We start from the raw sequence: 25,573 nt of genomic DNA on the forward strand, positions 1-25,573 counted from the left end.
ATCCTAGTATAATTTTTTATATTTTAAAGATTATATCTAATTTATTTAAACAAAATGTTAATTCATAAATTTTAGTTAAAAATCACTATATAATGTAGAGTTTTTTAATGGCATTTCGGGTATAATTTCAAACTAAAATTAAAGGAAGAAAATGCAACACTTGATTACAACTTCTGATTTTACAAAAGATGAAATTATTGAGTTATTTGATGATGCAAGAATGTTTAGAGACTTAGAATCTAGTGAATATTTAAAAGGTAAATTAATAGTAACACTTTTTTTTGAAAATTCAACGAGAACTAGAAGCTCTTTTGAAATAGCTGCTAAGAGATTAGGTGCTGAAGTGGTATCTTTAGATGTTGGAAGTAGTTCAAGAAGTAAAGGTGAAACAATTTTTGATACAGTTGCAAATATAAATGCAATGAAACCAAATGCAATTGTTATTAGACATAGTGAATGTGGTTTACCTGAAAGCCTTAAAGAACATGTAGATTGTCCAATTTTAAATGCAGGTGATGGATTTAATGCACATCCAACACAAGCTCTTTTAGATTTATTTACTATTATTGATAATTTTGATGGAAAAGTTGAAGGTAAAAAAGTTGCAATTGTTGGAGATGTTAAAACTTCAAGAGTTGCATCATCAGATTCTAAACTTTTCCCTAGATTTGGAATTGAGCCTATTTTTGTTGCACCTGATCATTTTAAATCTGATGATCAAAGTATAAGACAAGTAACGTTATTAGATGAAGTAATTGATGAAGTTGATGTTGTTATGAGTTTAAGAACTCAACTTGAAAGACACTCACAAGTTTATTATACATCAATGCAAGAGTATGCAAAAGATTATTGTATTACAAAAGATACTTTTTCAAATAGAGATCTAATTTTACTTCACCCAGGTCCTGTAAATAGAAATATTGATATAGATGATGAAATGTTATTAGATCCTAGAAGTAAAGTCTTACAACAAGTATCAAATGGGGTTGCTGTAAGAATGGCAGTTCTAAAAAAATTAGTTAAATAAAGTAAAATTGAATAAAAAAGAGAATATTCGAAAACTTTTAAATAAAAATGGTTCATCAAAAGAACCATTTTTTTTTATGGTTTCATATGATTTAAATAAATATGAAATCTTTAAATTAAAAGATTTACCTTCATATATAAATTTTGAAATATCTCAAAGTGTTTCTTCTAATTCTTCAAATACTTCTTTATTGAAAAAAAATCCAATTGATTTTCAAACATACAAAAAAGAGTTTGATATTTTGCAAAATAATATCAAAGAGGGAAACTCATATCTATTAAATTTAACTTTTCAGACAAAAATACAAACCCCTTTATCTTTAGAAGAGATTTATAAAAAAGCAAATGCTAGATTTAAATTAAAATATAAAAATAGTTTTGTTTGTTTTTCTCCTGAAAAATTTGTTGAAATTAAAAATAATAATATTTATACATATCCTATGAAAGGAACAATTGATTCAACAATTTTAAATGCAAAAAAGAAAATATTATCCAATGAAAAAGAGATGGCTGAACATACGATGGTAGTAGATTTATTAAGAAATGACCTTAGCATAGTATCTTCAAAAGTAAGAGTTGAAAAATTTAGATATTGTGAAGAAATTAATGCTGGAGAAAAAAGACTAATTCAAGTTAGCTCTAAAATAAAAGGAGAACTTAATAACAATTGGAAAAATCATATTGGTGATATTATTACTGAACTTTTACCAGCAGGATCTATAACTGGAACACCTAAAAAGAAAAGTGTTGAGATATTAAATGAAGTGGAAAACTACAAAAGAGATTATTATACAGGAATTGCAGGAATATTTGATGGTGAAAATCTTTATAGTTTTGTTCTTATTCGATTTATTGAAAATATTAATGGTGAACTCTTCTACAAAAGTGGGGGAGGAATAACTTGTGATTCTGATGCAAAGTTAGAGTATCAAGAGATTATAGATAAGATTTATATTCCTTCATAATTAATGTAATTATTTTGTAACCTACCTATTATAAAATTTTTATAATTGCTATTTATAAATAAAATGTTGTAGGGGACATATTATGAAAGATAAAATCTTTATTATTGAGTGTAGTGTAGGGAGTGATAAGGGATTTGATGGCTTTAGGGCAGACACAAAACCAATTTTAAATGAGATTCAAAAAGTAGGTGCATATGAAACCGAAATTGTATTTTATAATTCACAAAAAAAAGAACTTCTTTTTGAATATTTAAAAAAACAAGCATATGCAGTAATTAGTAGAATTAATCCTGGGAATTTAAAAGAAGTTGATGAATATTTTCAATTTTTAAATAATTTAAGCAAGGAAAATATTGAAGTTTATACTCATCCTAATGTTATGATTAATTTAGATTTTAAAGATATTTTATATAAATTAAAAGATACAAGTTTAGGTGAAAAAAGTACTAAATTTTATCAAAAAGTAGAAGATTTTCATCGAGATTTTCCAACTGTTTTAAAAGAAGAAAAAATTAGAGTTTTAAAAACAAATTATGGTTCAACAGGTCAGGGCATTTATCTTGTTAGGTTAAATAGTGATAATAGTGTAACTCTTACAGAAGCTGTAAATAATGAAAAAGAAAAATTTTCTTCTATTGAAGATTTTATGACTGATTTTACATGGAAATTTGAAGAAAATGATGAAAATGCAGTCTATTTTAGAAATAAAAAAGGTTTTGTATCTTGCAAATACCTAAATAGAATCTCTGAAGGTGAAATAAGAGTACTATTTGTAAAAAATAGACCAATTTGTGTAGTTCATAAAAAACCAAAAAATGGTGAATTCTCCGCTACACTTTTTAGTGGAGCACAATATATTTATGAATCAGTTGAAAATCCCAAAAATAAAGATGTTGTTGATTTGAGTGTAAAAGGATTAAAAAAATTGAAAAAATATTGTGAAGGACATGAATTTCCACTTTTATGGACAATGGATTATATTTTAGATTATGATGAAAATGGCAAGGATTCTTATATTTTAAGTGAAATAAACTGCTCTTGTGTTGGTATAACTACTCACTTGGAATATGCAAAAGAAGTTGCATCTGTATTTAAAAGAGATTTAATAATAAATAATATCAATGATGGATTGATTTCATATTCAGTAAGTTAATTACTGATATGAAGTTTTAGAAAACTTAATACTTCAGGAATTGTATATTTGTTTTCAATCACATTATGTCTTGTTTTAGGTAAGATTACTACTTTAGCATTTTTATATTTTAAAAGTGCATTTGTACAGTGTCCAGTCACTTTATTATGCTCAAATTTTGAATTGTTACTAAAAAATTCATCTTTTGTTCCAATTATATTTAAAAAAGGATCTGATTTTTTGGCACCAATTTTGAAATCATTACTATAATATCCATTTTCACAAGCAAATGCTGTAATAATTCTACCTTTAAACTCATTCCTTGAATATTTTGCAGCAGCAAGTGCTCCTTCACTACTCCCCATTAAAAATATATTTTTAAAATCAATAAAATCAAACTCTTTTAATTTTTTGATATTATAGAAAATTTCCGCAACTCTAACTTTATGAACTTCTTCATATTTTTTTAATTTATCAGGAGTTTTATATGTTGGCCTATTTTTTAATTTAAAAGAGTTTGGAGCAAAAAAGATATAATTTTCATCTACTATTGCATCTTTGTATTTTTTTCCATATGAAAGTCCTGCTGATCCATGCATATAAAAAACTACAGGATATTTTTGTTTATTTTTAAAGGTGTTGAATTTTTCTTTAAACTTTTTAATAGATAAAAATAGTGGTTCTTTTATACCTTCAAATCCTTTTGGAAGTGCAATATATGCTTCTTTATATGTTTCTTCAAAATTATTATATTTTTTTATTGTTTTTTTTATTTTACTCATTTTTATAATTCCTAAAATATTTTTAGTTATTATAACAGAAGAAAAAAACAATGGGATTACAATATTTTATGGAAGAAAAACAATACTTTGAAACAATAAAATGTGATGATTATAATATTTTTAATATAGAATATCATAATAAAAGAGTTGCAAAAACAATTGCAAAAAATTTCGATTTAAGTGAATATATTTATCCGTTAAGCCAAAAACTTTTACGTTGTAAAATTATTTATAATGATGATGAGATATTAAAGATTGATTTTTTTGAATATAAAAAAAGAGATATTAAAAAATTTAAAATTGTATATGATGATGAAATTAATTATGAAAAGAAGTATCTTAATAGAGAAAAATTAAATTGCCTATTTGAAAAAAAAGATAATTGTGATGAAATTATGATTTTTAAAAATGGCTTATTAACAGATACATCAATAGCAAATATCGCAATTTTTTATAATGATTTATGGATTACTCCTTCAAAGCCTTTATTAAATGGGACAACTAGACAAAGATATCTAGATTTAGGTATTTTGAAAACTGCAGATATTACTTTTGATATGTTAAAAAATGCTGAAAAAATTGCTTTATTAAATGCAATGATTGATTTTGATGTTTTGGAAGATTATTCATTTTTATTATAGACTCTATTTAAAATAACTTTCCATTTGTTTGTTTTACCCCATTTTATTTTAACTTTTTTATAGATTTTTTTATCTTTTAAAATATATGCTCCAAACTCATTAAAGATGTATTTAGGAATAAGTTTTGGTCTTTTATCAAATGTGATTACTTTAAAACTTAGATTATCTAAAACTAAAGGAATGCTTTTTTTATTTTTAAAGTATAGTAAAACCATATGGTAAGAAGTTTCACCTTTTACTTGAACAACAGCTAAATAAAGATTTTTTTTATTAACACCAAGTGATAAAAGTGTAAAGTATTTTGCAATTGCATAATCTTCACAATCCCCTTTCCCTTCAATTAGAAACTCTTTTGGTGTTGCCCAATAATCATCAACTTTATACTTATCTTCATCATCAACAGGTAGTATTTTATTATAAAAACTATTTGTATATCCTAGTTTTTTTATTAAAGGAAAGTTTTTTGCTTTTTTTAATAATCTATTATATTTTACTAATCTTATTGCAATTTGCCTATGATTAGTACTTTTTAAAATTGAATTATATTCGCTTTGTGTTAAAGTTATTTTTTTTGCTTCAATTGTAGATATAAAAATAAAAATAAGTAAGATTATTTGTTTCATAAGATATAATAACAAGTTAATTTATAAAAAAGGATAAATTAAATGATTAATAACATATTAGAACAAAATGATTATAAAGATTTAATAAGTAAACAAGTTGAAGAAGTTATTACATATTTATTAAGAAATAATAAAGAGTTTTCAATTACAGCAAATTTAGATGCTTTAAAATTTAATCCAGAACTTCCTTTGGGGGTAAAATCACAATTGGCAAAATTTTCTTTATATATATTATCAAATTATACATATACAACTGCAAAAATTGAAAATGGCTTTTTAAGTTTTGAAGCAGGTTTTGGAAGTGAAAACTTTGGTTCAGTAGTTAATGTACCATTGTATTCAATTTTTCAAATAATAATTGATGATTCAATTTTATATTTAAATCCAATAGCAACAGTAGATAAATTTAATAAAGATCCAAAATCTAAATCTTTAAATGTATTTAAAAACAATCCCAAAAATCAAGATTTAATTAAATAAATGAGTCTTTCCATTGAATTAAAAAAAGCCTTTACTATATCAATCCCCATTTTGATGGGATATATAGTTCTTGGTTTTGCATTTGGTTTATTAATTACAAGTTTTGGATATGCTTGGTATATTGCAGTTTTAATGTCCGTTTTTATTTACGCTGGTGCACTTCAGTTTGTGGCAATTAATTTTTTTAGTGTAAAAGCTGGATATGTTGATATTGCAATTGCTTCTTGGTTTGTAAATATTAGACAATCTTTTTATGGATTATCTTTATTAAAAAAGTTCAAAAATAGTGGAAAGTTAAAACCATATTTGATATTTAGTTTAACAGATGAAGTATATGCACTTTTAACTACCATAAAAGAAGACAATAGTATAAATAAAAAATATTTCTATTTTTATTTAGGGTTATTAAGTCAAATTTATTGGATAATAGGTACAATTGCTGGCTCTTTTGTAGGTTCTTTTACAAAATTTGACACAGCAGGTTTAGAATTTTCATTAACTGCTTTGTTTGTTGTACTGTGCATAGAACAGTATAAAAATTTAAAAAATATCTATCCATTTTTGATAGGTTTATTTGCCTCTATTTTTTCTTTGATTTTTATTCCAAGTGATAAAATGTTAATTGTTTCAATTTTTATATCACTATTAATGTTACTATTTTTTAGAAAAAAGGTAGAAATTGGATAATACACAGATTTTTATAGCAATAGCAATTATGAGTTTAGTTAATTATTTTACTAGAGTTTTTCCTTTTATTTTTTTTATGAAAAAACAACCACCAAAATTTGTAGTTTTTATTGAAAGATTTTTTCCAGCTGTAATTATTGTAATTTTAATTGTATATACATTAAAAGATACCGATTTTTCTTTGTATCCATATGGTTTAAAAGAGATATTGGGTATATTTTTTACAGCTATTTTGCATCTTAGTATAAAAAATTATTTGATATCTATATTTGGTGGAACTATATTTTATATGGCTTTAGTACAATATTTATAGTGACTCTTCATTAACTTCTTCATCCCATAAAATTGATACTCCATACTCTTCATGGGGTATTGCATATTTAAAATACTCTTTTGTTCCTTTTCTTCCATGTAGTCTTACAACTGTTTGTCCATCTTGCAAAAGTTTTTTAACTTCATATTCTGAAATACTTCTTTTATTCCATCTAAGAAGTGCATTTGAATATATTCTAAATCTACATGTTGAATCAGCAGTATATACATATGTATCACTTTCATCATACTCTTTTTTTGCATTTTCACAGCTGTAAAGTTTTATTTTTTTGCCTTGTGCTGTTATTTTCTTTGATATAACATTACCTTTGCAGTAAGGGCATTGTCCTAATATCATAATATTACTCCTTTTGAAGGATTATATAAAAATAAATTGTTTTTTATTGATTTTATTACAAGTTGTAAGAAACTTGGGAAGAACCCAAGTATAATGCTAGTTTTTAGGAGAAAATTTAAAAAGTGCACTTCCCCAAGTAAGACCTGCACCAAAAGCGTCAAATAAAATTGTATCGCCTTTTTTTATTTTTCCTTCTTCATAAGCATCATTCATCGCCATTGCAATAGAAGCTGCTGATGTATTACCATATTTATGTACAGTAACAACGATTTGTTCTTTTTTTAATCCTAATGATTCACCAACTGATTTTATAATTCTGTAATTAGCTTGATGAGGAATAAAATGGTCAATATCATCATTAGTTACGTTGTTTTTTTCCATAATCTCTTTTACGTCAGAAGTTAATGTTTTAACTGCAAGTTTGAAAGTTTCATTACCTTTCATTTTAATACAAGCCATTTTATTGTCTAAAACTTCTTGTGAACAAGGATTTTTACTTCCTCCACCTGGAGTTTGAATCACATCATTATGATTTCCATCACTTGAACATTGAACATCAACTATTGCTTCTTCTTTGTTATTTGTTGCTGAGATTATTGCTGCACCAGCGCCATCACCAAATAAGAAACAAGTACTTCTATCAGTATAGTCTAATATTGAAGAGTATTTTTCAGCTCCAATAATTAATACATTTTTTTTCATGCCAGATTCAATAAATGCTTTTGCAACATTTAGAACATAAACAAAACCAGTACAAGCAGCACTAATATCAAAAGCCATAACAGGAGGTAATCCAAGTTTAGATGCAATTAAACATGCAGTTGAAGGCATACATAAATAATCTGGAGTTACAGTAGCACAAACAACTAAGTCAATATCTTCTTTTGCAATATTTGCTCTTTGTATAGCAACTTCTGCTGCTCTTACTGCTAAATCTGATGAAGCTTCATTATCTTCCGCAATTCTTCTTTCTTTTATTCCTGTTCTTTTTGTGATCCATTCATCACTTGTATCTATGATTTTTTCAAAATCATGGTTTGTCATTATCTTTGGTGGTATATAAGCACCAATAGACCTAAAAGCTGCGTAAGCCATTATATTAAATCCTTAATTATTGTTTATACTCATTTATTCTATCTTCAATATTAATATTTAAGTTAGAACTTGCCGCAGTTATAGCTTGAAAAATTGCATTTTTTACTGCTTTAGCGTTAGATTTGCCATGGGCAATAATAACAGGAGCTTTTACACCTAATAATGGTGCACCACCATATTCTGCATAATCAACTCTTACTTTAAGCCTTTTAAATACTTTTCTCATTAACACTGCACCGGCAATAGAAATAAGTGATCTTTTAAGATTTTTCTTTATAATTGTTCCGATAGTATCAGCTACACCTTCAGCTGTTTTAAGTAATATATTACCAATAAAACCATCACAAACAACAACATCTACTGAACCTTTAAATACATCACTTCCTTCTACATTCCCACCAAAGTTAGGAATTTTAGAAATTAGTTTAAAGGCTTCTTTTGTAACTTCATTACCTTTGCTTGGTTCTTCACCATTACTTAATAGTCCAACAATAGGCTCTTCTTGTTTTAACACATCTTGAGCATACATTTGTCCCATAATAGCAAATTCAAAAAGGTTTTTTGCGTCACAATCAACATTTGCACCAACATCTAATACTAATGTATTATGATTTTCAATAGTTGGCATTAATGTTGCAATAGCTGGTCTTGAAATACCTTTAATTCTACCAATTCTAAGTGTTGCAAGTGACATTGTAGCACCAGAGTGTCCAGCAGATACTAAAGCATCAGCTGTTCCTTCTTTTACTAATTCAATTGCTTTATATATTGTAGAATCTTTTCTTTTTAACGCATCAGTTGCACTATCACTCATTGATATTACATCTTTTGTGTCAAGAATTTCAATTCTATTAAGAAAATTGTTAGGTATAAGGTTTAGTAGTTCTTCTTTGTCTCCAACAGCAATTGCTTTGAAGTTTGTGTTGCTTCTTAAAGCTGCAACAAGTCCATCAACAATGGGCTCAGGACCAAAGTCCCCTCCCATCGCATCAATAGCTATTTTAATCATTAGCTTTTGTATTCACCCGTATTTGGGTTAACAGTATGAGGCATTTTCCAAGTTCCATCACTATCTTTAACAGGTCTTTTTAAAGCTATTTTGTAGTGAGTTCTTCTTTTAGCTGCTCTAGTATGAGATACTCTTCTCTTAGGTACTGCCATAATTTATCTCCTTAAAATTCTTTTTCAATTTTTATGTTGTCATCAAGACAATTTTTACAAATATGATAATCGCTCTCAATTGATGAAAGTTCACTTTCACAAATTTCATCAAAATCAATTATACCATTTTCTATTTCAATAACTAAATCTTCTGATTCGTTATCTTTAAACATCCCATCACTTAGAAGAAAATCAAGTTTTTCATCTAAATTAATGTTCTCTTCTTCGCCACATCTTATACATAAAACAGGAGTTTCTCCTGTTAATTGTGCATCTACTTTGATTAGAGTTGGCGATATTTTACAAAAAGAACCCTCTAATTTTACTGAAGCAAAATTATTAGTAAACTCTTTTGGAGTTGTAGGTACTTTTCTAAATTCAATTTTCATTTAAAGATTCTTAACAAATTTCTCTATCTGAAAAGAAAAATTTAATTTCATTAGCTGCATTTTCTAAAGAATCTGAACCATGAACCGCATTTGCATCAATTGAGTCTGCAAAATCTGCTCTAATTGTTCCAGCTGCTGCTTCTTTTGGGTTTGTTGCACCCATTAAATCTCTGTTTTTTGCCATTGCATCTTCACCTTCTAAAACTGAAACTACAACTGGACCAGAAATCATAAATTCAACTAAATCGTTGAAAAAAGGTCTTTCTGCGTGTACTGCATAAAATGCTTCAGCATCAGCTTTTGATAATTGAAGTCTTTTTGTAGCTGCAATTTTTAATCCAGCAGATTCAAATCTGTCAAGGATTTTTCCTACTACGTTTTTTTTCACTGCATCAGGTTTGATGATTGATAATGTTTGTTCCATTTAAGTATATTCCTCTACTAATTTTATTAAGTCGCGGATTATACCTAAAAAATAAAAAAAAGGCAAGCAGAATTACATCTACTTGCCTTTTTTTAGTAAAAATCTGTAAAATTTATATATTAGTCTTCTACTACAGGAGTTCCAGCTTGTCCTCTTTCTGGGCTTTCTACTGAACCTACACCTGGTTCATCCCATACAATACATCCCTCTGTTGGACATGCATCGGCACATGCTGGAGAATCATGATGACCTACACATTCTACACATTTATCAGCGTGAACAAAATAGATATCTTCACCTGTTGGATTTTCATCATTGTCAACGATAGCTTCAACAGGACACTCATCTAAACAAGCGTCACAACTAATACAAATGTCAGTAATTTTAACTGCCATGTTATCTCCTTGGAAAATTTTAGAAACTTTATCATACTGTAAATAAATATATAATTAAATATTATCCGTAATTTGATAAGTATATGTAATGAAATTGTACATTAATAATAAGTTATACTAATGATTTTATCTGTTTTACTTTATCTATTTTTTCCCATGGAAGTTCAATATCATCCCTTCCAAAGTGCCCATATGAAGCAGTTTGCTTATATATAGGTCTTAATAAATCTAATTGATTTATAATTCCCCTTGGTGTTAAATCAAATACTTTATTAATAATTTCAAGAATTTTTGATTCTTCTATATTATTTGTTTTATATGTATCTATCATTATAGATGTAGGATTACTTATACCAATTGCATAAGATAGTTGAATTACTATTCTTTCACATAATTTTGCAGCAACTAAATTTTTTGCAATATATCTTGCCATGTATGCTGCACTTCTATCAACTTTAGTTGGGTCTTTACCTGAAAAAGCTCCACCTCCATGAGGACAACTTCCACCATAACTATCTACAATAATTTTTCTTCCAGTAAGGCCTGCATCAGCTTGTGGACCACCAATTACAAATCTTCCTGTTGGATTGATATGAAAAACTGTATCTTTATTTATTAACTCTTTTGGTATTACTTCATAAATTACTTCTTCTAATATATCTTCTTTTAATATATCTGATTTAATAGTGTCTGAATGTTGAGCTGAAATAACTACTGTTTTTACTTTTGTTGGTTTATTATTAATGTATTCAACTGTTACTTGAGCTTTGCCATCTGGTCTTAAGTAAGGTAATATTCCTTTTTTTCTTACATCACTTAATCTTTTAGTTAATTTATGTGCTAAATTTATAGGTAAAGGCATTAATTCTTTAGTCTCATTACAAGCATACCCAAACATCATTCCTTGGTCACCTGCACCAATCTCTCCATTTTGTTTATCAACTGCACTTGATATATCTATACTTTGTTCTGCAATTGCATTTAAAACACCTGCACTTCTATAATCAAGTCCATATGCTGAATTTGTATATCCAATTTCTCTTATTACTTCTCTTACTATATCTTGTATTGGAGCATAGACTTCAGTTTTTAATTCGCCTGCTACTAAACACAATCCATTTGTTAAGACTGTTTCGCAAGCAACTCTAGCATTTTTATCTTTTTTTATTATGTAATCAAGAACTGCATCAGATATTTGATCTGCAATTTTATCTGGATGACCTTCTGTTACTGATTCGCTTGTAAATAAATAGTTATTAGTCATAAAATATTTCCTTCTGGAAAAATATTATTAATAAGTAAAATTTTTCTTAAATTAAAAATCTAACTAAATTATAATGTTTTCTTTTAGGATATTATTATATAATTACACAACTTAATTAATTTTAACTTTGAAAGGAAAGAACATGTTAGTTACAAAAAAAGCTCCAGATTTCACAGCAGCAGCTGTATTAGCAGATGGTCAAATTGTAGAGGATTTTAATTTATATGATAATATAGGAGAAAAAGGTGCAGTAGTATTTTTCTATCCAATGGACTTTACATTTGTATGCCCATCAGAGATTATAGCATTCTCAAAAAGAGCAGCAGAATTTAGTGAAAGAGGAGTGAATGTAATTGGTGTATCAGTAGATTCACAATTTTCACACTTTGCATGGAGAGAAACACCAGTAGAACAAGGTGGAATTGGAAGAGTAAATTTCCCATTAGTTGCAGATATAACAAAACAAATTTCAAGAGACTTTGATGTATTATTCGAAGAATCAGTTGCACTAAGAGGATCATTTTTAATAGACAAAGATGGAACAGTAAGACATGCAGTAATAAATGACTTACCATTAGGAAGAAATATAGACGAAATGGTAAGAATGGTAGATACAATGTTATTTACTAATGAGCATGGTGAAGTTTGTCCTGCTGGATGGAACAAAGGTGATGAAGGAATGAAAGCAGATAGAGAAGGTGTTGCTTCTTATCTTGCTAAAAATGAAGATAATTTATAATATTTAATTGTATTCATCTTAAAGGAAGTACCATTTTATGGTGCTTCCTCCTTTTAATTGACTTTTTTTTAAATAAACACTACAATTACAGAACTTAATTTTAAACTAAAACTTCAAAAACTACATACTTTATGTGTATCGAAATAAAAGGTTAAATAAACTTATGGAAGAGTCAAAAACTCAATCTAAAACAAAAAGTCCCAAGACTAATGGGAATTCTAGTAGAAAAACTAGAACTCATATTCCTGTAGAAGGGCATACAATTGAAAAACTAAGAGAATATCCTTTAGAAGATCTGTTAAAAATAGCTAAAGAATTAAAAGTAGAAAATCCCCAAGAATTAAAACGACAAGATTTAATGTTCTCAATTTTGAAAAATCAAATTGATGCAGGTGGATTTGTATTATTTACTGGTATTTTAGAGATAAAAGAGGGTGGATTTGGTTTTTTAAGAGCAATTGATGGCAATTTTTCAGATACGTCAAGTGATTCATATGTATCTGCAACTCAAATTAGAAAGTTTGCATTAAGAACAGGTGATATTGTTACTGGTCAAGTAAGGCCTCCAAACAAAGAGAGTGAAAAGTATTATGCTTTATTAAAAATTGAAGCTATTAATTACTTACCTGTAAATGAATCTAAAAATAGACCACTATTTGATAACTTAACTCCTTTATATTCAACTGAAAGATTTAAATTTGAATACAATTCAAAAAAAATGACAGGAAGAATACTTGATTTATTTGCTCCTATGGGTAAAGGTCAAAGAGGATTAATTGTTGCACCACCAAAAACTGGTAAAACAGAGTTATTAAAAGATTTAGCATATGGTATTACAAAGAATCATCCTGAAACTCATCTAATGGTTTTATTAATTGATGAAAGACCTGAAGAAGTAACTGATATGCAAAGATGTGTTAAAGGTGAAGTTTACTCTTCTACTTTTGATTTACCTGCACATAATCATGTAAGAGTTGCCGAAATTGTTATTGAAAAAGCAAAAAGACTTGTTGAAATGAAAAAAGATGTAGTAATCTTACTTGATTCAATCACAAGATTAGCAAGAGCATATAATACAGTAACTCCAAGTTCTGGTAAAGTTCTTTCTGGTGGTGTTGATGCAAATGCATTACATAAACCAAAAAGATTTTTTGGTGCAGCTAGAAATATAGAAGAGGGTGGTTCTTTAACTATTATCTCAACAGCACTTATTGAAACTGGTTCAAAAATGGATGAAGTAATTTTTGAAGAGTTTAAAGGTACTGGTAATAGTGAAGTTGTATTAAGTAGAAATGCAGCTAATAGAAGAGTTTATCCAGCACTTGATATTATTAAATCTGGTACTAGAAAAGAAGAGTTATTATTGACTCCTGAAGTATTACAAAAAACATGGATTTTAAGAAATGCGATTTCATCAATGGATGAAGTAGAAGCACTTAAATTCTTATACTCAAAAATGCAAAGAACAGATAATAATGAAGAGTTTTTTGCTTCTATGAATGAGTAGATAAAATTCTAAATATTAGAATTTTATCTATTTAAATAATTTATTTAACTTGATATATTGATTTTTATTAGTAAATTATAGAATAAAAAGAGGTAAACATACCTCTTTTATAATGTAGATACAAAGTTACTTTTCTTTTACAAAAAGTCCCACTATCCAGCTAAAACCTGCAAATGCTAATAGCCCTGAAACAATAAAAAGTAGTATCTCTGTGATAAACATAATGTCCCCTTTCCTTATATTATAAATGAATAGTCATTCATAAACATAATAAAGAATTTTAGGGCATTTTAAATTAGAATAAAATTAAATATGAGATAAAAAAGCTAATTTATATTCATCAATTCTAAAATCAAGTGTTGAATAATTTGGGTTTATTAACTTCTTTTCTTTATATATTTTATTTGCCCCAATCGATCTATTTGCAGCATTTGAAGGAGAAGTTAAACTATATATTTTTATAAATCTATTATTTAAAATTAAACTATGTTCTCTAATTTTTTTATTTTTTATAAAATTTAGTTGTAAATTTTGCTTTTTTATTATTTTATTGAAAAAAAATTCTGGTGAATTTTTACTACTTTTTCCAGTAAAAATAATCTTTTTTATTTTTGTAAAACTTTTTAAAACACTAATAATATCTCTAAGTTTTATATCTTTCATTCCTAAATCACTTGCATCTATTTTATCTCTTTTGCATGAATCTACTATATCACATATTCCAATTTTGTTTTCTTTTAAAAAATTAATTCTTTGTTTTATTGCAATATTAGAATTGTCATATGTAAAGTTTTGATGAAAAATATTTTCTAATATAGGCCAAAGTAGATTATCTTTAGAACCATAACAAAAATCAACATCATCTTTTTTTAATATTTTTGTACAAAATCTTGGTGGAGGTAATGTTCCAACAATTAAAGTTTCGCACTCTTTATATAAAAAGGGTTCATATGGATGAAAGTGATTAAACAAGGGCTTCCTTTTGATTTTGTAATTTTGATTTAATATTAATTATTTTAACAAAGTAGTTATCAATTTTTTGTTATAATCAACAAAATTGATATAAGGTAGAAGTTGAAAATAGGAGTATTTGATTCTGGACTTGGAGGTTTAACTGTTGTAAAAGCAATTAGTGAAAAATTTAAAGGTGCAGATATTTTTTATATAGCAGACACACAGTATGCTCCATATGGGGATAAAACACAAAATGAGATAAAACAAAGATGTGTTCAAATCACTGAATTTTTAATAAATAAACATAATATAGAAGCTTTAATTGTCGCTTGTAATACAGCAACCTCTGCAGCAATAAAGTATTTAAGACAAACTTATAAAGAACTAATTGTAATTGGAACAGAACCTGGAATTAAACCTGCACTTAGTTTGACAAAAAGTTCTCATGTAGCAGTACTAGCAACAAAAGCGACATTAAAAGGTGAAAAGTATCAACAGTTAGTAAAACAGCTTTCAGAAGGTAAAAATATAACTTTATATGAAAAAGCTTGTGTTGGATTAGTAGAGCAAATTGAAAAGGGTGAAATTAATTCAGAGCAAACTTATAATATGTTAAATAATTGGCTTTTACCAATGAAAAAGAATGGTGTTGATACAATTGTTTTAGGTTGTACACATTACCCTTTAGTTAGTGAAATTATAAAAGATATTATGGGGAATGAAATAAACTTAATTGAAACAGGTGAAGCAATTGCTAATAGATTAATTTATTTATCTTCTTTAAAAGGGCATAATGATATAAAACCTTTAAAAATATCGATTTGTCACACAGGTGATATAAACAAAAATATGATAAATAAAATTTTTAAAAATTATAAAAATAAGATAGAAATAAGGAAATGCAAGATATGAGTGAACCAATAGCAGATAAAAAAGTTTTAGCACTGAAATATAGACCAAAAAGATTTGAAGATTTAGTAGGTCAAAGTACAATCTCTCAAACACTATCTTTGGCATTAGACTCAAATAGATTATCTCATGCATACCTTTTTAGTGGGTTAAGAGGAAGTGGAAAAACAAGTACTGCAAGAATTATGGCAAAAGCTTTACTTTGTTCAAATGGCCCAACATCAAAACCTTGTGAAGTTTGTGAAAATTGTCAAAGTGCAAATGCAAATAGACATCTTGATATTATTGAGATGGATGCTGCAAGTAATAGAGGAATTGATGATATTAAAGATTTGATTGAACATACTAAATATAAGCCAAGTAGTGCAAGATTTAAAGTATTTATAATCGATGAAGTTCATATGCTTACAACTCAAGCATTTAATGCACTATTAAAAACTTTAGAAGAGCCACCAAGTTTTGTTAAATTTATTTTAGCAACAACTGATCCTTTAAAACTTCCAGCAACAATTTTAAGTAGAACACAACACTTTAGATTTAATAAAATATCAAATGCTGATGTTGTTCATCATTTAGCACATATATTAATACAAGAAGATGTAGAGTATGAAACAGATGCTTTAGAAATATTAGCAAGAAGTGGACAAGGAAGTTTAAGAGATACTTTAACTTTACTTGACCAAGCTATTATTTTTTCTAAAGGTAAAGTAAACACAATTTCAGTTGTTGAAATGCTAGGACTTATTGAACCAAAAGTTATGGATGAAATTTTTGATATTATTTTAAATAAAAAAGATGTTACAACTCTTGTTAAAAAACTAGAAAACTATGAAGTTTCACAAGTTTGTGATGAAATGACTATTTATTTAAAACAAAAAATGCTTGAAAAAGATGCAAAATTTGATTTACTTTTATTTGATAGATTTTTTAGAATATTAGCTGATGCGAAACATTTATTAGCATTAAATTCAGATGCAAGTTTTGTATTGATTTTAAGTTTATTAAAAATGCAAGAAGCAACAAATTTAAAATCAATTCAAGATATTATTAATCAAGTAGAAGAAGTTGAAGTACAACCTGCTGTAAAAGAAGTTATTTCAAAACAAAATATAGTTGAAAATAGTAATATAAGTCAGATGAGTAGTGAAGTTATTAATGATGAACCTAAAAAAGAAGAAGTTGTAAAACAAGAACCAATAAAACAAGAACCTTCAAAAGAAGAAATTAGACAAAAATTAGAAGAAGATTTAAATAGTATAAAAAATAAAAGTGAACAAGAAAATAGTATTCAATCTGATTCAAATCCATTTGAGACACAAAATCAAGAGTTATCTGAAACGAAAATCGAAGAGCCTACAGTTGTTGATCTTGCATTAAGTAGTAATGAAAGTAATATATCTATAGAATCTATTGATGCCGTACCTTTTGTTACACCTTTTGATGAAGATTTTCAAGAAACAGCTTTTATACCTGAAGAAAATGTTAACACACAAGAACAAGTTTCTAATCAAGTTGAGAACCAACAAGAAGTAGAAGAACCTGTAGTGAACGATCAAGAACAGAATAATCAACTTTCAAATACACAAGAAAAGCCAGAAATTATTAACACGGAAAATGAAAGTAGTGAAGATGCATTATCTGATGCACTTAATTCTCAGTTAGAAAAAGATAAAGATCCATCTTTTGAACTGTATGAAATAGTAATAAATAGAGTTTATGATAGAGATGTAAGATTAGGTGAGTGTTTTGAAGATAATTTTGTTTATAAAAGTTATGAAAATAAAAAATTAGAAATTATCTCATATGCACAAGGTGATGAAAGAAAATTTTTATTTAAACATTTTGGAATATTAAAAACATTTATTTATGATGTATTTGGTAGTGATACTGAATTAGATTTTATAAAAGATGATTCACCAAATCAAAAAAAAAAAACTGATTTAGAGAATAAAGTAGAAGAAAAACAAGAAACTGAGGAAAATAATCAACCACCAGTTGATATTCCTCATGATAGTGAACCAAAAGCTATTGAAGATGATTTACAAGGAGGTTCTGGGTGTGTTGCAACTATGCACAATACTGAAAAACCTAAACCTTCTCAACAAGAACTAGAAATAAATGACATCTTGAACTCAAAAATGCTAAATAAAGCAAAAGAACTTTTTGATATCAAGAAAATCACAGTTAAAACAAAGAGTTAAAACCAATTTTTGGGCTTTAAGTCATGTTTTAATATAATGTTTTAAATTTAATTAAGGAGATTTATTTATGTCTTTAACAACAAAGATGCTACTTATAAGTTCACTTCTTTTTAGTAGTGCATATGCAAACAGTATAGATGATAAAGTTATAAATTTTGAAAAAAATAGATTTTCTAAAAATAAAAGAGTAGAAATAAAAGATTTATCAATAAGTTTGAAAAAAGAGTTGCCTTTAAAAGGTTGGTATGGATTTATTATTGATGTAAATGCACAAATTGCAAACAAAAACTTAAATGCTAAAGATATTATATTTTCAAATGGGGAAGTTATGGCTCCTCAATTAGTTGATATTAAAACTGGAAAGTCATATAAAGACTTAATGACTCCAGATTTAACTAGTATTTATTATAGTAAAAAAAGACTAATTGCAGGAACAGATAATGCTAGTGATAAATTAGTTGTATTTTCAGATCCGTTATGTCCTTTTTGTATAGAGTTTATTCCAAAAGTAATTGAGTATGTAAAAGAGCATAAAGATATTGCTTTATATTATTATCATTTCCCACTTTTTCAACTTCATCCAGCATCTAAAACAATTGTAAGAGCTATGATTGTTGCTAAGCAAAAAGGTGTTAAAGATGTAGAATTAAAAGTTTACAAAGCAAACTTCAATAAATATTTTGAACCTGATGAAAAAGATGTAAGTAAAATCTTAAAAGCATTCAATAAAGTTCTTAAAACAAATATAAAACTAGATGAAATAAATAAAAAATCTATTGATGAAGAAGTTTTTACAGATATAAATATGGGTGAAAATGTGATGGTTGAAGGAACACCTACAATATTTGTTAATGGAAAACAAGATAAAACAAAATTAGAATATGAGATGTTAGGAAAAGAGTAGATGAAAAAATTAGTAATTGCGACAAGAAGAAGTAAATTAGCGTTATGGCAAAGTGAATATATTAAAGATAGATTACTTGAATTATACCCAGATATGACAATTGAGTTAAATGAAATAGCAACAAAAGCAGATAAAATTTTAGATGTGCCATTGGCAAAAATTGGTGGTAAAGGTTTATTTACAAAAGAGTTAGAAGTTGCACTATTAAACAAAGAAGCAGATATTGCAGTTCATAGTTTAAAAGATGTTCCAGTTGTATTTGAAGATGGATTTAAACTTGCAGCTGTTACAAAAAGATTTGACCCAAGGGATGCATTTTTAAGTGAGAAATACTCTTGTATTGATGAATTGCCACAAGGTGCAGTTGTAGGAACTACAAGTCTTAGAAGAAGAATGGAATTAAAAATGTTAAGACCTGATATAAATCTAAAAGATTTAAGAGGTAACATTAATACAAGAATTGCAAAACTAAAAGCAGGTGAGTATGATGCTATTATCTTAGCAGCAACTGGTGTGCAAAAACTTCAAATTGAAGATGAAGTTAAATATTTTGCACCTATTTCAACTGATAAAATGACTCCTTCAATGGGACAAGCAATTTTGGGAATTGAAACTTTAGATAATAAAGAAGTAATTGATATTTTGTCTGCTTTACATGATGAAGATGCACATATTGAAGCTACAATTGAAAGAGATTTTGTAAGAGTTCTTGAAGGTGGTTGTCAAGTTCCAATTGGTGTAAAAGCAACAATTAGTGAAGATAAAAAGAGTGTAAAAGTTGATGCAATAGTTGGAATGCCAGATGCTAGTGAATATATTCAAGATAGTAAAACTGTTGAAATAGGTAAATTTGAAACAGTTGGAAAAGAAATGGCACAAAAATTCATATCAAAAGGTGCAAAAGAGTTATTAGCAAAAGCAGAAAAGGTAGCTTTCCAATAAATTATGTATAATTAGTGTACATCTTTTTAAATAGGAGAGCCATATGAGAATTCATGCAAATGACGCTTTATTTTGTCTTGTTGATGTACAAGAGAGATTATTCCCGCATATAAAAGAAAATGAGCAGTTGGAAAAAAATCTTTTAACACTTGTTAAAGGTTTACAACTGCACGAAATGCCTTTTATTATAAATGAACAATATAAAAAAGGAATAGGTGAGACAATACCAAGTTTAAATGAACTAGTTGAGTCTTATCCTCATTTTGAAAAAACTACTTTTTCTTGTTGTAAAAATGAACCAACATTTGAAGCAATAAAAAATCTAAAAAGAAAATTTGTAATTGTTGCAGGTATAGAAACACATGTTTGTGTATTACAAACTTGTATTGATTTATTAGAAGCTGGATTACAACCTGTATTAGTTATTGATTGTGTTGGTTCTAGAAAAGAACATGATACAAAAGTAGCAGTAGATAGATTGATTCAAGCAGGAGTAATTCCTACAACATATGAATCTTTATTATTTGAACTTACAGTAAATGCAAAACATCCAGCATTTAAAGATATATCAAAATTAGTAAAATAGAATTTTTTCTATTTTACTAACTATTTTACGCTTTTATTCTTAGTAAGTATTTACCAAATTTAAATAACCATAATATAAAAAGTAAAATCCATAGTGTTGAACTTGCATGTAAAAACATAGTATAAATATTACTATTTAAAATAAAACCAATTGAAGTCATCACTCTTAAAAATAAAACAATTTGTGTTAATACAAAAAGCAATTTAGTAAATGAATCTGCAACTATTGGTTGAGCTGGTACTGCATGACCTAAGCTAACTCTTGAACCAAATCCAATAAGAAGTGTAGTAACAAATCCTAAAGCAAAAATATGAAAAGATAATTTAAAGCTATATTCTATAAATATATTTTCTAAAAATAGACAAATATATGCAACTTCAAACCAAAATAATGCAATACTTAATATGTATAAAATTGCAGGTACTTTTCTAAAAAGGTTTAATTTATAAATTACAAAACCAAAAAAGATTGAACCAAGAAATGATGTAACACTAATAAATATGCTGTTATTAGTATGCAAAGCAAAACCAGTAGTTATAAGTAATAATATTGATATAGGTTTCACATATTTTGGAAGTTGCCACATAGGAACTCTTGTAAATGAAAAAAAGAAAGCAGGAATCATTCTTAATGAAATGATAAATACCATAGATAAAAGATAAGCAAAAAATATCAAATTTGATAGATTAGTTGAAAACAGTGCTTCAATTAATAATAAAATCCCACCAAAAAATAAAATAGAGTTTATATATATACTATCTTCTTTTATTATTGCATTTGCATTTTTTATTATTTCATAAAATAATTTTACAAAATAAAATATAATAAAACTTACAATTATTTTTCCAAATAATTCATTTACAAATAGTGCAATTATTAAGCCTAATTGATAAAATATCCATGAATATATGTATTTATTTTTTGCTATTACAGCTGTTGAGTTATATTTTGGCATTACAGTTATTAAAAAGCCTAAAAAAGCATTTGTAAAAAGTGCATAATTTAATCCAAATCCATGAATTAAACTAAAATCAAAATTACCAATACCTATAAATGTAAATAGTGTTAAAGTCATAACAAGCAGTGCAAAAAATATTGCAGATGAGAAAAACATTTGATGAGGTTGTGAAGTAAATCTTCCCCACCAAGTTTTTTCAATAATTGGTTGGTTAGGAGCTGTATTAAATTGCATATGTCATCCTTTGTTTTTAGGAAGTATGACATAACAAGAAGTTCTAATCATTGATTAATATCAATGCTAAAAGTAGTGAAAAGATTCACTACTTATATTTAAAATTATTTCATTGTATCAGCAGGTACATGTACAAAGCCATCCATGATAACTCTTGCACTTCTACTCATACTAGCTTTTTCTACTTTGTATTTACCGTTGTTTTGGCTTAATATTGCACCAACTTTTAGCGTTCCAGATGGATGCCCAAAAGTTACATTATCTTTTTCTTCAGCACCTGCAGCTATATTTACTAAAGTTCCAGGAACACAAGCTGCAACACCAATGGCAACTGAAGCTGTACCCATCATAGCATGATGTAATTGTCCCATAGATAAAGCTCTAACATTTAAATCAATATCAGATGTAGTAATTTGTTTACCACTTGATGCTGTATATTCTTGTGGTTTAGAAACAAAAGCAATTTTTGGAGTATGTGCTCTTGTTTGTGCTTCTTTAATATCAGAAATTAATCCCATTTTTATAGCACCATAAGCTCTAATTGTTTCAAATTTTTTTAAAGCTTCTTCATCTGAATTAATATCAGGTTGTAGCTCTGTTCCTTTATATCCTAATTCATCTGCATTTAAAAAGATTGTAGGAATACCAGCAGTAATCATAGTTGCTTTAAAAGTTCCAATTCCTGGAACTTCTAAATCATCAATTAAATTACCAGTTGGAAAAAGCTCTTCACTTGGATCAACTGGTTCTACAAATTCTAATTTTATTTCAGCCGCAGGAAACGCAACACCATCAATTTCATAATCGCCAATCTCTTGTACAACTCCATTTTTAATAGGAACATAGCAAAGAATTGTTTTTTTAATATTTGCTTGCCAAATCTTAACACAACAAATTCCTTCTTGGGGCACATTATCTACTAAACCACTTTTTATTGCAAATGGTCCAACAGCACTTGATAAGTTTCCACAATTTCCTGACCAATCCATAAATGGTTTATCAATTGATACTTGTCCAAAATAATAATCCACATCATGGTCATCTTTTTGACTTTTACCTACAAGAACAGTTTTAGAAGTACTAGAAGTTGCTCCTCCCATTCCATCTATTTGTTTGCCATATGGATCAGGGCTTCCAACAACTCTTAATAAAAGTTTGTCTTTTGCCTCTTGATTATTTTGTGCTTCAAGTGGTAAATCTTTTATATTAAAAAATGTACCTTTACTTGTACCACCACGCATATAAGTGGCTTTTACAGTGATTTGTGACTCATAACTCATTACTATTCCTTTAGCTATTTGCAATTACATCTTTTGCAAATTTTTGTAAAATACCACCAGCTTTATAAACTTCAACTTCAGCACTTGTATCTAATCTACAAGTAACAGGAATTTCAACTTTTACACCATTTGCTTTTGTCATAAGAACTGTTAAATCACATCTAGGAGTTATTTTTCCTACAATTTCAAAAGTTTCTGTTCCTTCAATATTGTAAGTGTGTCTTGTATCTCCATCTTTAAATTGTAATGGTAAAACACCCATTCCTACTAAGTTTGTTCTATGAATTCTTTCAATAGATTCAGCAATTACAACTTCAACCCCAGCAAGTCTTACACCTTTAGCAGCCCAATCTCTTGAACTTCCTTGTCCATAGTTTGTACCTGCAATTATAATAAGACCTTGTTTTCTGTTTCTATAAGTCTCTATTGCTTCCCACATTCTAGATTCAGTACCTTCTGGCATAATCTTAGTTAAGCTTCCTTGTTTTACATTTCCATTTTCATCTTTAACCATTTCATTAAATAGTTTTGGATTTGCTAATGTTGCTCTTGAAGCAGTATTGTGATCACCTCTATGTGTTGCATAAGAGTTTAAATCTTCAATTGGTAATCCCATTTTTATACAATATTCACCTGATGCACTATCTGGTAAAATTGCATTTGAAGGAGATAAGTGATCTGTTGTAATATTATCTGGGAATACACCTAATGGTCTTAAATCTTTAAGTGCTGGCATACTCATAAACTCATCATTCCAATATGGTGGTTTTTGAATATATGTTGATTTTTTATTCCATTTATAAAATGGTTCAACTTTTATATTTTCAAGTGGATTTCTTGCAAACATTGGATCATATACTTCATTAAACATTTCAGGTTTAACAGATGATTCAATAACTGCATCAATCTCTTCATCACTTGGCCATAAATCTTTTAATTTAATATCATTGCCATCTTTATCTTTACCTAAAACACCATTTTCAATATCAAATCTAATACTTCCAGCAAGTGCATATGCAATAACAAGTGGAGGTGAAGCTAAAAATGCCTCTTTTACATATGGATGAATTCTTCCATCAAAGTTTCTATTTCCTGATAATACTGCAGTGGTATAAATATCATTGTCAACAGCTTCTTTTTGAATAGCTGGATCAAGTGCCCCACTCATACCATTACAAGTAGTACAAGCAAAACCTACAATACCAAATCCAAGTTTTTCAAGCTCTGGTAATAATTTTGCTTCTTTTAAATAAGTTTGTGCAACTTTTGAACCAGGTGCAAGGGAAGATTTAACCCATGGTTTTCTACTTAATCCCAATTCATTTGCTTTTTTAGCTAATAATCCAGCTGCCACAACATTTCTAGGATTTGAAGTATTTGTACATGAAGTAATAGCTGCAATTAAAATTGCACCATCAGGCATTTTATCACCTTCTTGAACAAAGTCTTTTATAATACCTTCTTGTTTTAAAGTTGAAGTAGGTACAAGTTTATGTGGTTTTGATGGACCTGCTAAACTTCTTGTAACTGAACTTAAATCAAAAGTTAAAGTTTTTGCATATGTTGCATTTTTGAATTGGTCTGCCCATAAACCATTTGCTTTAGCATACTTTTCAACTAATTCAACTTGTTTTGGTTCTCTACCTGTTAATTTTAAATAATCAATTGTTTGTTCATCAATTCCAAACATAGCTGCACTTGCACCATATTCAGGAGTCATATTTGAAATAGTTGCTCTATCTCCTAAGTTTAGATATTTTACACCTTCACCAAAGAACTCTAAATATGCAGAGATTACACCTTGCTCTCTTAAAAATGAAGTTAAAGATAGTGCAATATCAGTTGCAGTGATTCCAGCTGCTCTTTTACCAATAATTTCAACTCCGATGATTTCTGGAACTCTCATAAAAGATGGATTTCCCAACATTACATTTTCTGCTTCTAATCCACCAACACCAACTGCAATAACTCCAAGTGCATCAACATGAGGAGTATGTGAATCAGTTCCTACTAATGTATCTGGACTTGCAATACCATCATTTAAATGTACAACTGGAGACATTTTTTCTAGGTTTATTTGGTGCATAATTCCATTTCCAGGAGGAATTACATCTACATTATTAAATGCCTCTTTAGTCCAGTTAATAAAGTGAAATCTATCTGCATTTCTTCTATCTTCGATATCTCTATTTTTTTGAAATGCTTCTGGATCATATCCTCCACATTCAACTGCAAGTGAGTGATCAACAATAAGTTGAGTAGGAACTACAGGGTTTACTTTATCAGGGTTTCCACCTTTTGCAGCAACTGCTTCTCTAAGTCCTGCAAGATCAACAAAAGCAGTTAAACCTAAAATATCATGACATATAACTCTACTTGGGTACCAAGGGAAATCTTTGTCCGTTCTTTTTTCAATTAGTTGAATAAGTGAATCTTCTAAGTCTTCACTTGGGCATTTTCTAATTAAGTTTTCTGCTAAAACTCTTGAAGTATAATTTAACTTTTCAAAAGAACCTTCTTGTATATCTTCAACTGCACTTTTTACATCATAATATTTTACATCTAAATTATCTAATTGTTTAAGATATTTTTCATTATTCATATTAATATATCCTATTTTAAATT

Annotated in this window: 28 protein-coding genes; 14 read left to right on the forward strand and 14 right to left on the reverse strand. The window is 27.8% G+C overall.

The genetic code is table 11. The annotated features are described in order from the left end of the window. The first annotated feature begins 151 nt into the window (after positions 1–151). From CRU93_RS02845 to CRU93_RS02855, 3 genes are all read left to right on the forward strand, one after another. The gene (locus tag CRU93_RS02845) at positions 152–1,027 is read left to right on the forward strand and encodes an aspartate carbamoyltransferase catalytic subunit (protein WP_129102671.1); all 876 of its coding nucleotides are present in this window, start codon (positions 152–154) and stop codon (positions 1,025–1,027) included. Between the two features lie 7 nt (positions 1,028–1,034). After that, entirely contained in the window at positions 1,035–1,991 is a 957-nt protein-coding gene (locus CRU93_RS02850; protein ID WP_129102672.1) for an aminodeoxychorismate synthase component I, read from the forward strand. 82 nt (positions 1,992–2,073) lie between these two features. Further along, positions 2,074–3,144 (forward strand): Cj0069 family protein, encoded by a 1,071-nt coding sequence (locus CRU93_RS02855; RefSeq protein WP_129102673.1) that lies wholly within the window; start codon positions 2,074–2,076, stop codon positions 3,142–3,144. On the opposite strand, the gene CRU93_RS02860 is transcribed toward CRU93_RS02855, so the two are convergent. After that, complete coding sequence (locus CRU93_RS02860; RefSeq protein ID WP_129102674.1) at positions 3,141–3,905, reverse strand: hypothetical protein; 765 nt, start codon at positions 3,903–3,905, stop codon at positions 3,141–3,143. The genes CRU93_RS02855 and CRU93_RS02860 overlap by 4 nt on opposite strands. Positions 3,906–3,955: 50 nt before the next feature. Here CRU93_RS02860 and CRU93_RS02865 point away from each other — a divergent pair, with 50 nt between their 5' ends. Beyond that, positions 3,956–4,546, forward strand: a complete 591-nt coding sequence (locus CRU93_RS02865; RefSeq protein ID WP_258238812.1) for an aminotransferase class IV — start codon at positions 3,956–3,958, stop codon at positions 4,544–4,546. On the opposite strand, the gene CRU93_RS02870 is transcribed toward CRU93_RS02865, so the two are convergent. Continuing rightward, positions 4,528–5,169 carry a transglutaminase-like cysteine peptidase gene (locus CRU93_RS02870; protein WP_129102675.1) on the reverse strand — a complete coding sequence of 214 codons (642 nt, stop codon included), beginning with the start codon at positions 5,167–5,169 and terminating at the stop codon, positions 4,528–4,530. The two genes, CRU93_RS02865 and CRU93_RS02870, sit on opposite strands and share 19 nt — an antisense overlap. A gap of 42 nt (positions 5,170–5,211) precedes the next feature. On the opposite strand from CRU93_RS02870, the gene CRU93_RS02875 reads away from it, so the two are divergent. Genes CRU93_RS02875 through CRU93_RS02885 form a run of 3 tightly spaced genes read left to right on the forward strand, consistent with a single transcriptional unit; the run spans position 5,212 to position 6,649 of the window. Further along, positions 5,212–5,649 carry a hypothetical protein gene (locus CRU93_RS02875; RefSeq protein ID WP_129102676.1) on the forward strand — a complete coding sequence of 146 codons (438 nt, stop codon included), beginning with the start codon at positions 5,212–5,214 and terminating at the stop codon, positions 5,647–5,649. After that, complete coding sequence (locus CRU93_RS02880) at positions 5,650–6,336, forward strand: AzlC family ABC transporter permease (RefSeq protein WP_129102677.1); 687 nt, start codon at positions 5,650–5,652, stop codon at positions 6,334–6,336. Beyond that, a complete protein-coding gene (locus CRU93_RS02885) occupies positions 6,329–6,649 on the forward strand; it encodes a branched-chain amino acid transporter permease (RefSeq protein ID WP_129102678.1) in 321 nt (106 codons plus the stop codon). The genes CRU93_RS02880 and CRU93_RS02885 overlap by 8 nt, the downstream gene beginning before the upstream one ends. On the opposite strand, the gene CRU93_RS02890 is transcribed toward CRU93_RS02885, so the two are convergent. From CRU93_RS02890 to metK, 8 genes are all read right to left on the reverse strand, one after another. Then, entirely contained in the window at positions 6,644–7,006 is a 363-nt protein-coding gene (locus CRU93_RS02890) for a hypothetical protein (protein WP_129102679.1), read from the reverse strand. The two genes, CRU93_RS02885 and CRU93_RS02890, sit on opposite strands and share 6 nt — an antisense overlap. A 96-nt stretch (positions 7,007–7,102) precedes the next feature. Next, positions 7,103–8,101: a beta-ketoacyl-ACP synthase III gene (locus CRU93_RS02895; RefSeq protein WP_129102680.1), complete on the reverse strand. Its 999-nt coding sequence runs from the start codon at positions 8,099–8,101 to the stop codon at positions 7,103–7,105. Positions 8,102–8,117: 16 nt separating this feature from the next. Next, a complete protein-coding gene (gene plsX / locus CRU93_RS02900) occupies positions 8,118–9,110 on the reverse strand; it encodes a phosphate acyltransferase PlsX (RefSeq protein ID WP_129102681.1) in 993 nt (330 codons plus the stop codon). Further along, positions 9,110–9,262 (reverse strand): 50S ribosomal protein L32, encoded by a 153-nt coding sequence (rpmF, locus tag CRU93_RS02905; protein ID WP_099342659.1) that lies wholly within the window; start codon positions 9,260–9,262, stop codon positions 9,110–9,112. The genes plsX and rpmF overlap by 1 nt, the downstream gene beginning before the upstream one ends. Positions 9,263–9,273: 11 nt before the next feature. After that, positions 9,274–9,651, reverse strand: a complete 378-nt coding sequence (locus tag CRU93_RS02910) for a hypothetical protein (protein WP_129102682.1) — start codon at positions 9,649–9,651, stop codon at positions 9,274–9,276. 10 nt (positions 9,652–9,661) lie between these two features. Continuing rightward, positions 9,662–10,075 (reverse strand): nucleoside-diphosphate kinase, encoded by a 414-nt coding sequence (gene ndk, locus CRU93_RS02915; protein WP_129102683.1) that lies wholly within the window; start codon positions 10,073–10,075, stop codon positions 9,662–9,664. Positions 10,076–10,194: 119 nt separating this feature from the next. Continuing rightward, complete coding sequence (locus tag CRU93_RS02920) at positions 10,195–10,470, reverse strand: NADH-quinone oxidoreductase subunit I (RefSeq protein WP_129102684.1); 276 nt, start codon at positions 10,468–10,470, stop codon at positions 10,195–10,197. 112 nt (positions 10,471–10,582) lie between these two features. Then, positions 10,583–11,734: a methionine adenosyltransferase gene (gene metK, locus CRU93_RS02925; RefSeq protein WP_129102685.1), complete on the reverse strand. Its 1,152-nt coding sequence runs from the start codon at positions 11,732–11,734 to the stop codon at positions 10,583–10,585. A gap of 142 nt (positions 11,735–11,876) precedes the next feature. Here metK and CRU93_RS02930 point away from each other — a divergent pair, with 142 nt between their 5' ends. Together CRU93_RS02930 and rho are read left to right on the forward strand one after the other, a co-directional pair. Next, the gene (locus tag CRU93_RS02930; RefSeq protein ID WP_129102686.1) at positions 11,877–12,473 is read left to right on the forward strand and encodes a peroxiredoxin; all 597 of its coding nucleotides are present in this window, start codon (positions 11,877–11,879) and stop codon (positions 12,471–12,473) included. 163 nt (positions 12,474–12,636) lie between these two features. Continuing rightward, positions 12,637–13,980, forward strand: a complete 1,344-nt coding sequence (rho, locus tag CRU93_RS02935) for a transcription termination factor Rho (RefSeq protein ID WP_129102687.1) — start codon at positions 12,637–12,639, stop codon at positions 13,978–13,980. Positions 13,981–14,286: 306 nt separating this feature from the next. Here rho and CRU93_RS02940 read toward each other — a convergent pair whose 3' ends face one another. Further along, the gene (locus CRU93_RS02940; protein WP_129102688.1) at positions 14,287–14,952 is read right to left on the reverse strand and encodes a uracil-DNA glycosylase family protein; all 666 of its coding nucleotides are present in this window, start codon (positions 14,950–14,952) and stop codon (positions 14,287–14,289) included. Between the two features lie 102 nt (positions 14,953–15,054). On the opposite strand from CRU93_RS02940, the gene murI reads away from it, so the two are divergent. The 5 genes from murI (at position 15,055) to CRU93_RS02965 (ending at position 20,476) form a co-directional block, all read left to right on the forward strand. Next, positions 15,055–15,846 carry a glutamate racemase gene (gene murI / locus CRU93_RS02945; protein ID WP_129102689.1) on the forward strand — a complete coding sequence of 264 codons (792 nt, stop codon included), beginning with the start codon at positions 15,055–15,057 and terminating at the stop codon, positions 15,844–15,846. After that, positions 15,843–18,044 (forward strand): DNA polymerase III subunit gamma/tau, encoded by a 2,202-nt coding sequence (locus tag CRU93_RS02950; protein ID WP_129102690.1) that lies wholly within the window; start codon positions 15,843–15,845, stop codon positions 18,042–18,044. The genes murI and CRU93_RS02950 overlap by 4 nt, the downstream gene beginning before the upstream one ends. 67 nt (positions 18,045–18,111) lie before the next feature. Then, entirely contained in the window at positions 18,112–18,948 is an 837-nt protein-coding gene (locus CRU93_RS02955) for a thioredoxin domain-containing protein (protein ID WP_129102691.1), read from the forward strand. Next, the gene (gene hemC, locus CRU93_RS02960; RefSeq protein ID WP_129102692.1) at positions 18,949–19,890 is read left to right on the forward strand and encodes a hydroxymethylbilane synthase; all 942 of its coding nucleotides are present in this window, start codon (positions 18,949–18,951) and stop codon (positions 19,888–19,890) included. A 43-nt stretch (positions 19,891–19,933) separates the two neighbouring features. After that, entirely contained in the window at positions 19,934–20,476 is a 543-nt protein-coding gene (locus tag CRU93_RS02965; RefSeq protein ID WP_129102693.1) for a hydrolase, read from the forward strand. Positions 20,477–20,501: 25 nt separating this feature from the next. On the opposite strand, the gene CRU93_RS02970 is transcribed toward CRU93_RS02965, so the two are convergent. The 3 genes from CRU93_RS02970 to acnD form a co-directional block, all read right to left on the reverse strand. Beyond that, the gene (locus CRU93_RS02970) at positions 20,502–21,668 is read right to left on the reverse strand and encodes an NnrS family protein (RefSeq protein ID WP_129102694.1); all 1,167 of its coding nucleotides are present in this window, start codon (positions 21,666–21,668) and stop codon (positions 20,502–20,504) included. A 104-nt stretch (positions 21,669–21,772) separates the two neighbouring features. Continuing rightward, positions 21,773–22,948, reverse strand: a complete 1,176-nt coding sequence (prpF, locus tag CRU93_RS02975; protein WP_129102695.1) for a 2-methylaconitate cis-trans isomerase PrpF — start codon at positions 22,946–22,948, stop codon at positions 21,773–21,775. 10 nt (positions 22,949–22,958) lie between these two features. After that, the gene (gene acnD / locus CRU93_RS02980; protein WP_129102696.1) at positions 22,959–25,550 is read right to left on the reverse strand and encodes a Fe/S-dependent 2-methylisocitrate dehydratase AcnD; all 2,592 of its coding nucleotides are present in this window, start codon (positions 25,548–25,550) and stop codon (positions 22,959–22,961) included. Between the last annotated feature and the right edge of the window lie 23 nt (positions 25,551–25,573).

The sequence above is a fragment of the Arcobacter sp. CECT 8985 genome, from assembly GCF_004116495.1.
Classification (GTDB): Bacteria; Campylobacterota; Campylobacteria; order Campylobacterales; family Arcobacteraceae; genus Malaciobacter.

Coding starts and splice junctions, on each gene's coding strand:
- rho (WP_129102687.1), top strand. CDS start 12,637: ATGGAAGAGTCAAAAACTCAATCTAAAACAAAAAGTCCCAAGACTAAT.
- CRU93_RS02950 (WP_129102690.1), top strand. CDS start 15,843: ATGAGTGAACCAATAGCAGATAAAAAAGTTTTAGCACTGAAATATAGA.
- CRU93_RS02845 (WP_129102671.1), top strand. CDS start 152: ATGCAACACTTGATTACAACTTCTGATTTTACAAAAGATGAAATTATT.
- acnD (WP_129102696.1), bottom strand. CDS start 25,550: ATGAATAATGAAAAATATCTTAAACAATTAGATAATTTAGATGTAAAA.
- CRU93_RS02890 (WP_129102679.1), bottom strand. CDS start 7,006: ATGATATTAGGACAATGCCCTTACTGCAAAGGTAATGTTATATCAAAG.
- CRU93_RS02875 (WP_129102676.1), top strand. CDS start 5,212: ATGATTAATAACATATTAGAACAAAATGATTATAAAGATTTAATAAGT.
- CRU93_RS02880 (WP_129102677.1), top strand. CDS start 5,650: ATGAGTCTTTCCATTGAATTAAAAAAAGCCTTTACTATATCAATCCCC.
- CRU93_RS02920 (WP_129102684.1), bottom strand. CDS start 10,470: ATGGCAGTTAAAATTACTGACATTTGTATTAGTTGTGACGCTTGTTTA.
- CRU93_RS02910 (WP_129102682.1), bottom strand. CDS start 9,651: ATGAAAATTGAATTTAGAAAAGTACCTACAACTCCAAAAGAGTTTACT.
- hemC (WP_129102692.1), top strand. CDS start 18,949: ATGAAAAAATTAGTAATTGCGACAAGAAGAAGTAAATTAGCGTTATGG.
- CRU93_RS02970 (WP_129102694.1), bottom strand. CDS start 21,668: ATGCAATTTAATACAGCTCCTAACCAACCAATTATTGAAAAAACTTGG.
- ndk (WP_129102683.1), bottom strand. CDS start 10,075: ATGGAACAAACATTATCAATCATCAAACCTGATGCAGTGAAAAAAAAC.
- CRU93_RS02865 (WP_258238812.1), top strand. CDS start 3,956: ATGGGATTACAATATTTTATGGAAGAAAAACAATACTTTGAAACAATA.
- CRU93_RS02860 (WP_129102674.1), bottom strand. CDS start 3,905: ATGAGTAAAATAAAAAAAACAATAAAAAAATATAATAATTTTGAAGAA.
- CRU93_RS02930 (WP_129102686.1), top strand. CDS start 11,877: ATGTTAGTTACAAAAAAAGCTCCAGATTTCACAGCAGCAGCTGTATTA.
- rpmF (WP_099342659.1), bottom strand. CDS start 9,262: ATGGCAGTACCTAAGAGAAGAGTATCTCATACTAGAGCAGCTAAAAGA.
- prpF (WP_129102695.1), bottom strand. CDS start 22,948: ATGAGTTATGAGTCACAAATCACTGTAAAAGCCACTTATATGCGTGGT.
- metK (WP_129102685.1), bottom strand. CDS start 11,734: ATGACTAATAACTATTTATTTACAAGCGAATCAGTAACAGAAGGTCAT.
- CRU93_RS02855 (WP_129102673.1), top strand. CDS start 2,074: ATGAAAGATAAAATCTTTATTATTGAGTGTAGTGTAGGGAGTGATAAG.
- CRU93_RS02965 (WP_129102693.1), top strand. CDS start 19,934: ATGAGAATTCATGCAAATGACGCTTTATTTTGTCTTGTTGATGTACAA.
- CRU93_RS02895 (WP_129102680.1), bottom strand. CDS start 8,101: ATGGCTTACGCAGCTTTTAGGTCTATTGGTGCTTATATACCACCAAAG.
- CRU93_RS02955 (WP_129102691.1), top strand. CDS start 18,112: ATGTCTTTAACAACAAAGATGCTACTTATAAGTTCACTTCTTTTTAGT.
- plsX (WP_129102681.1), bottom strand. CDS start 9,110: ATGATTAAAATAGCTATTGATGCGATGGGAGGGGACTTTGGTCCTGAG.
- CRU93_RS02870 (WP_129102675.1), bottom strand. CDS start 5,169: ATGAAACAAATAATCTTACTTATTTTTATTTTTATATCTACAATTGAA.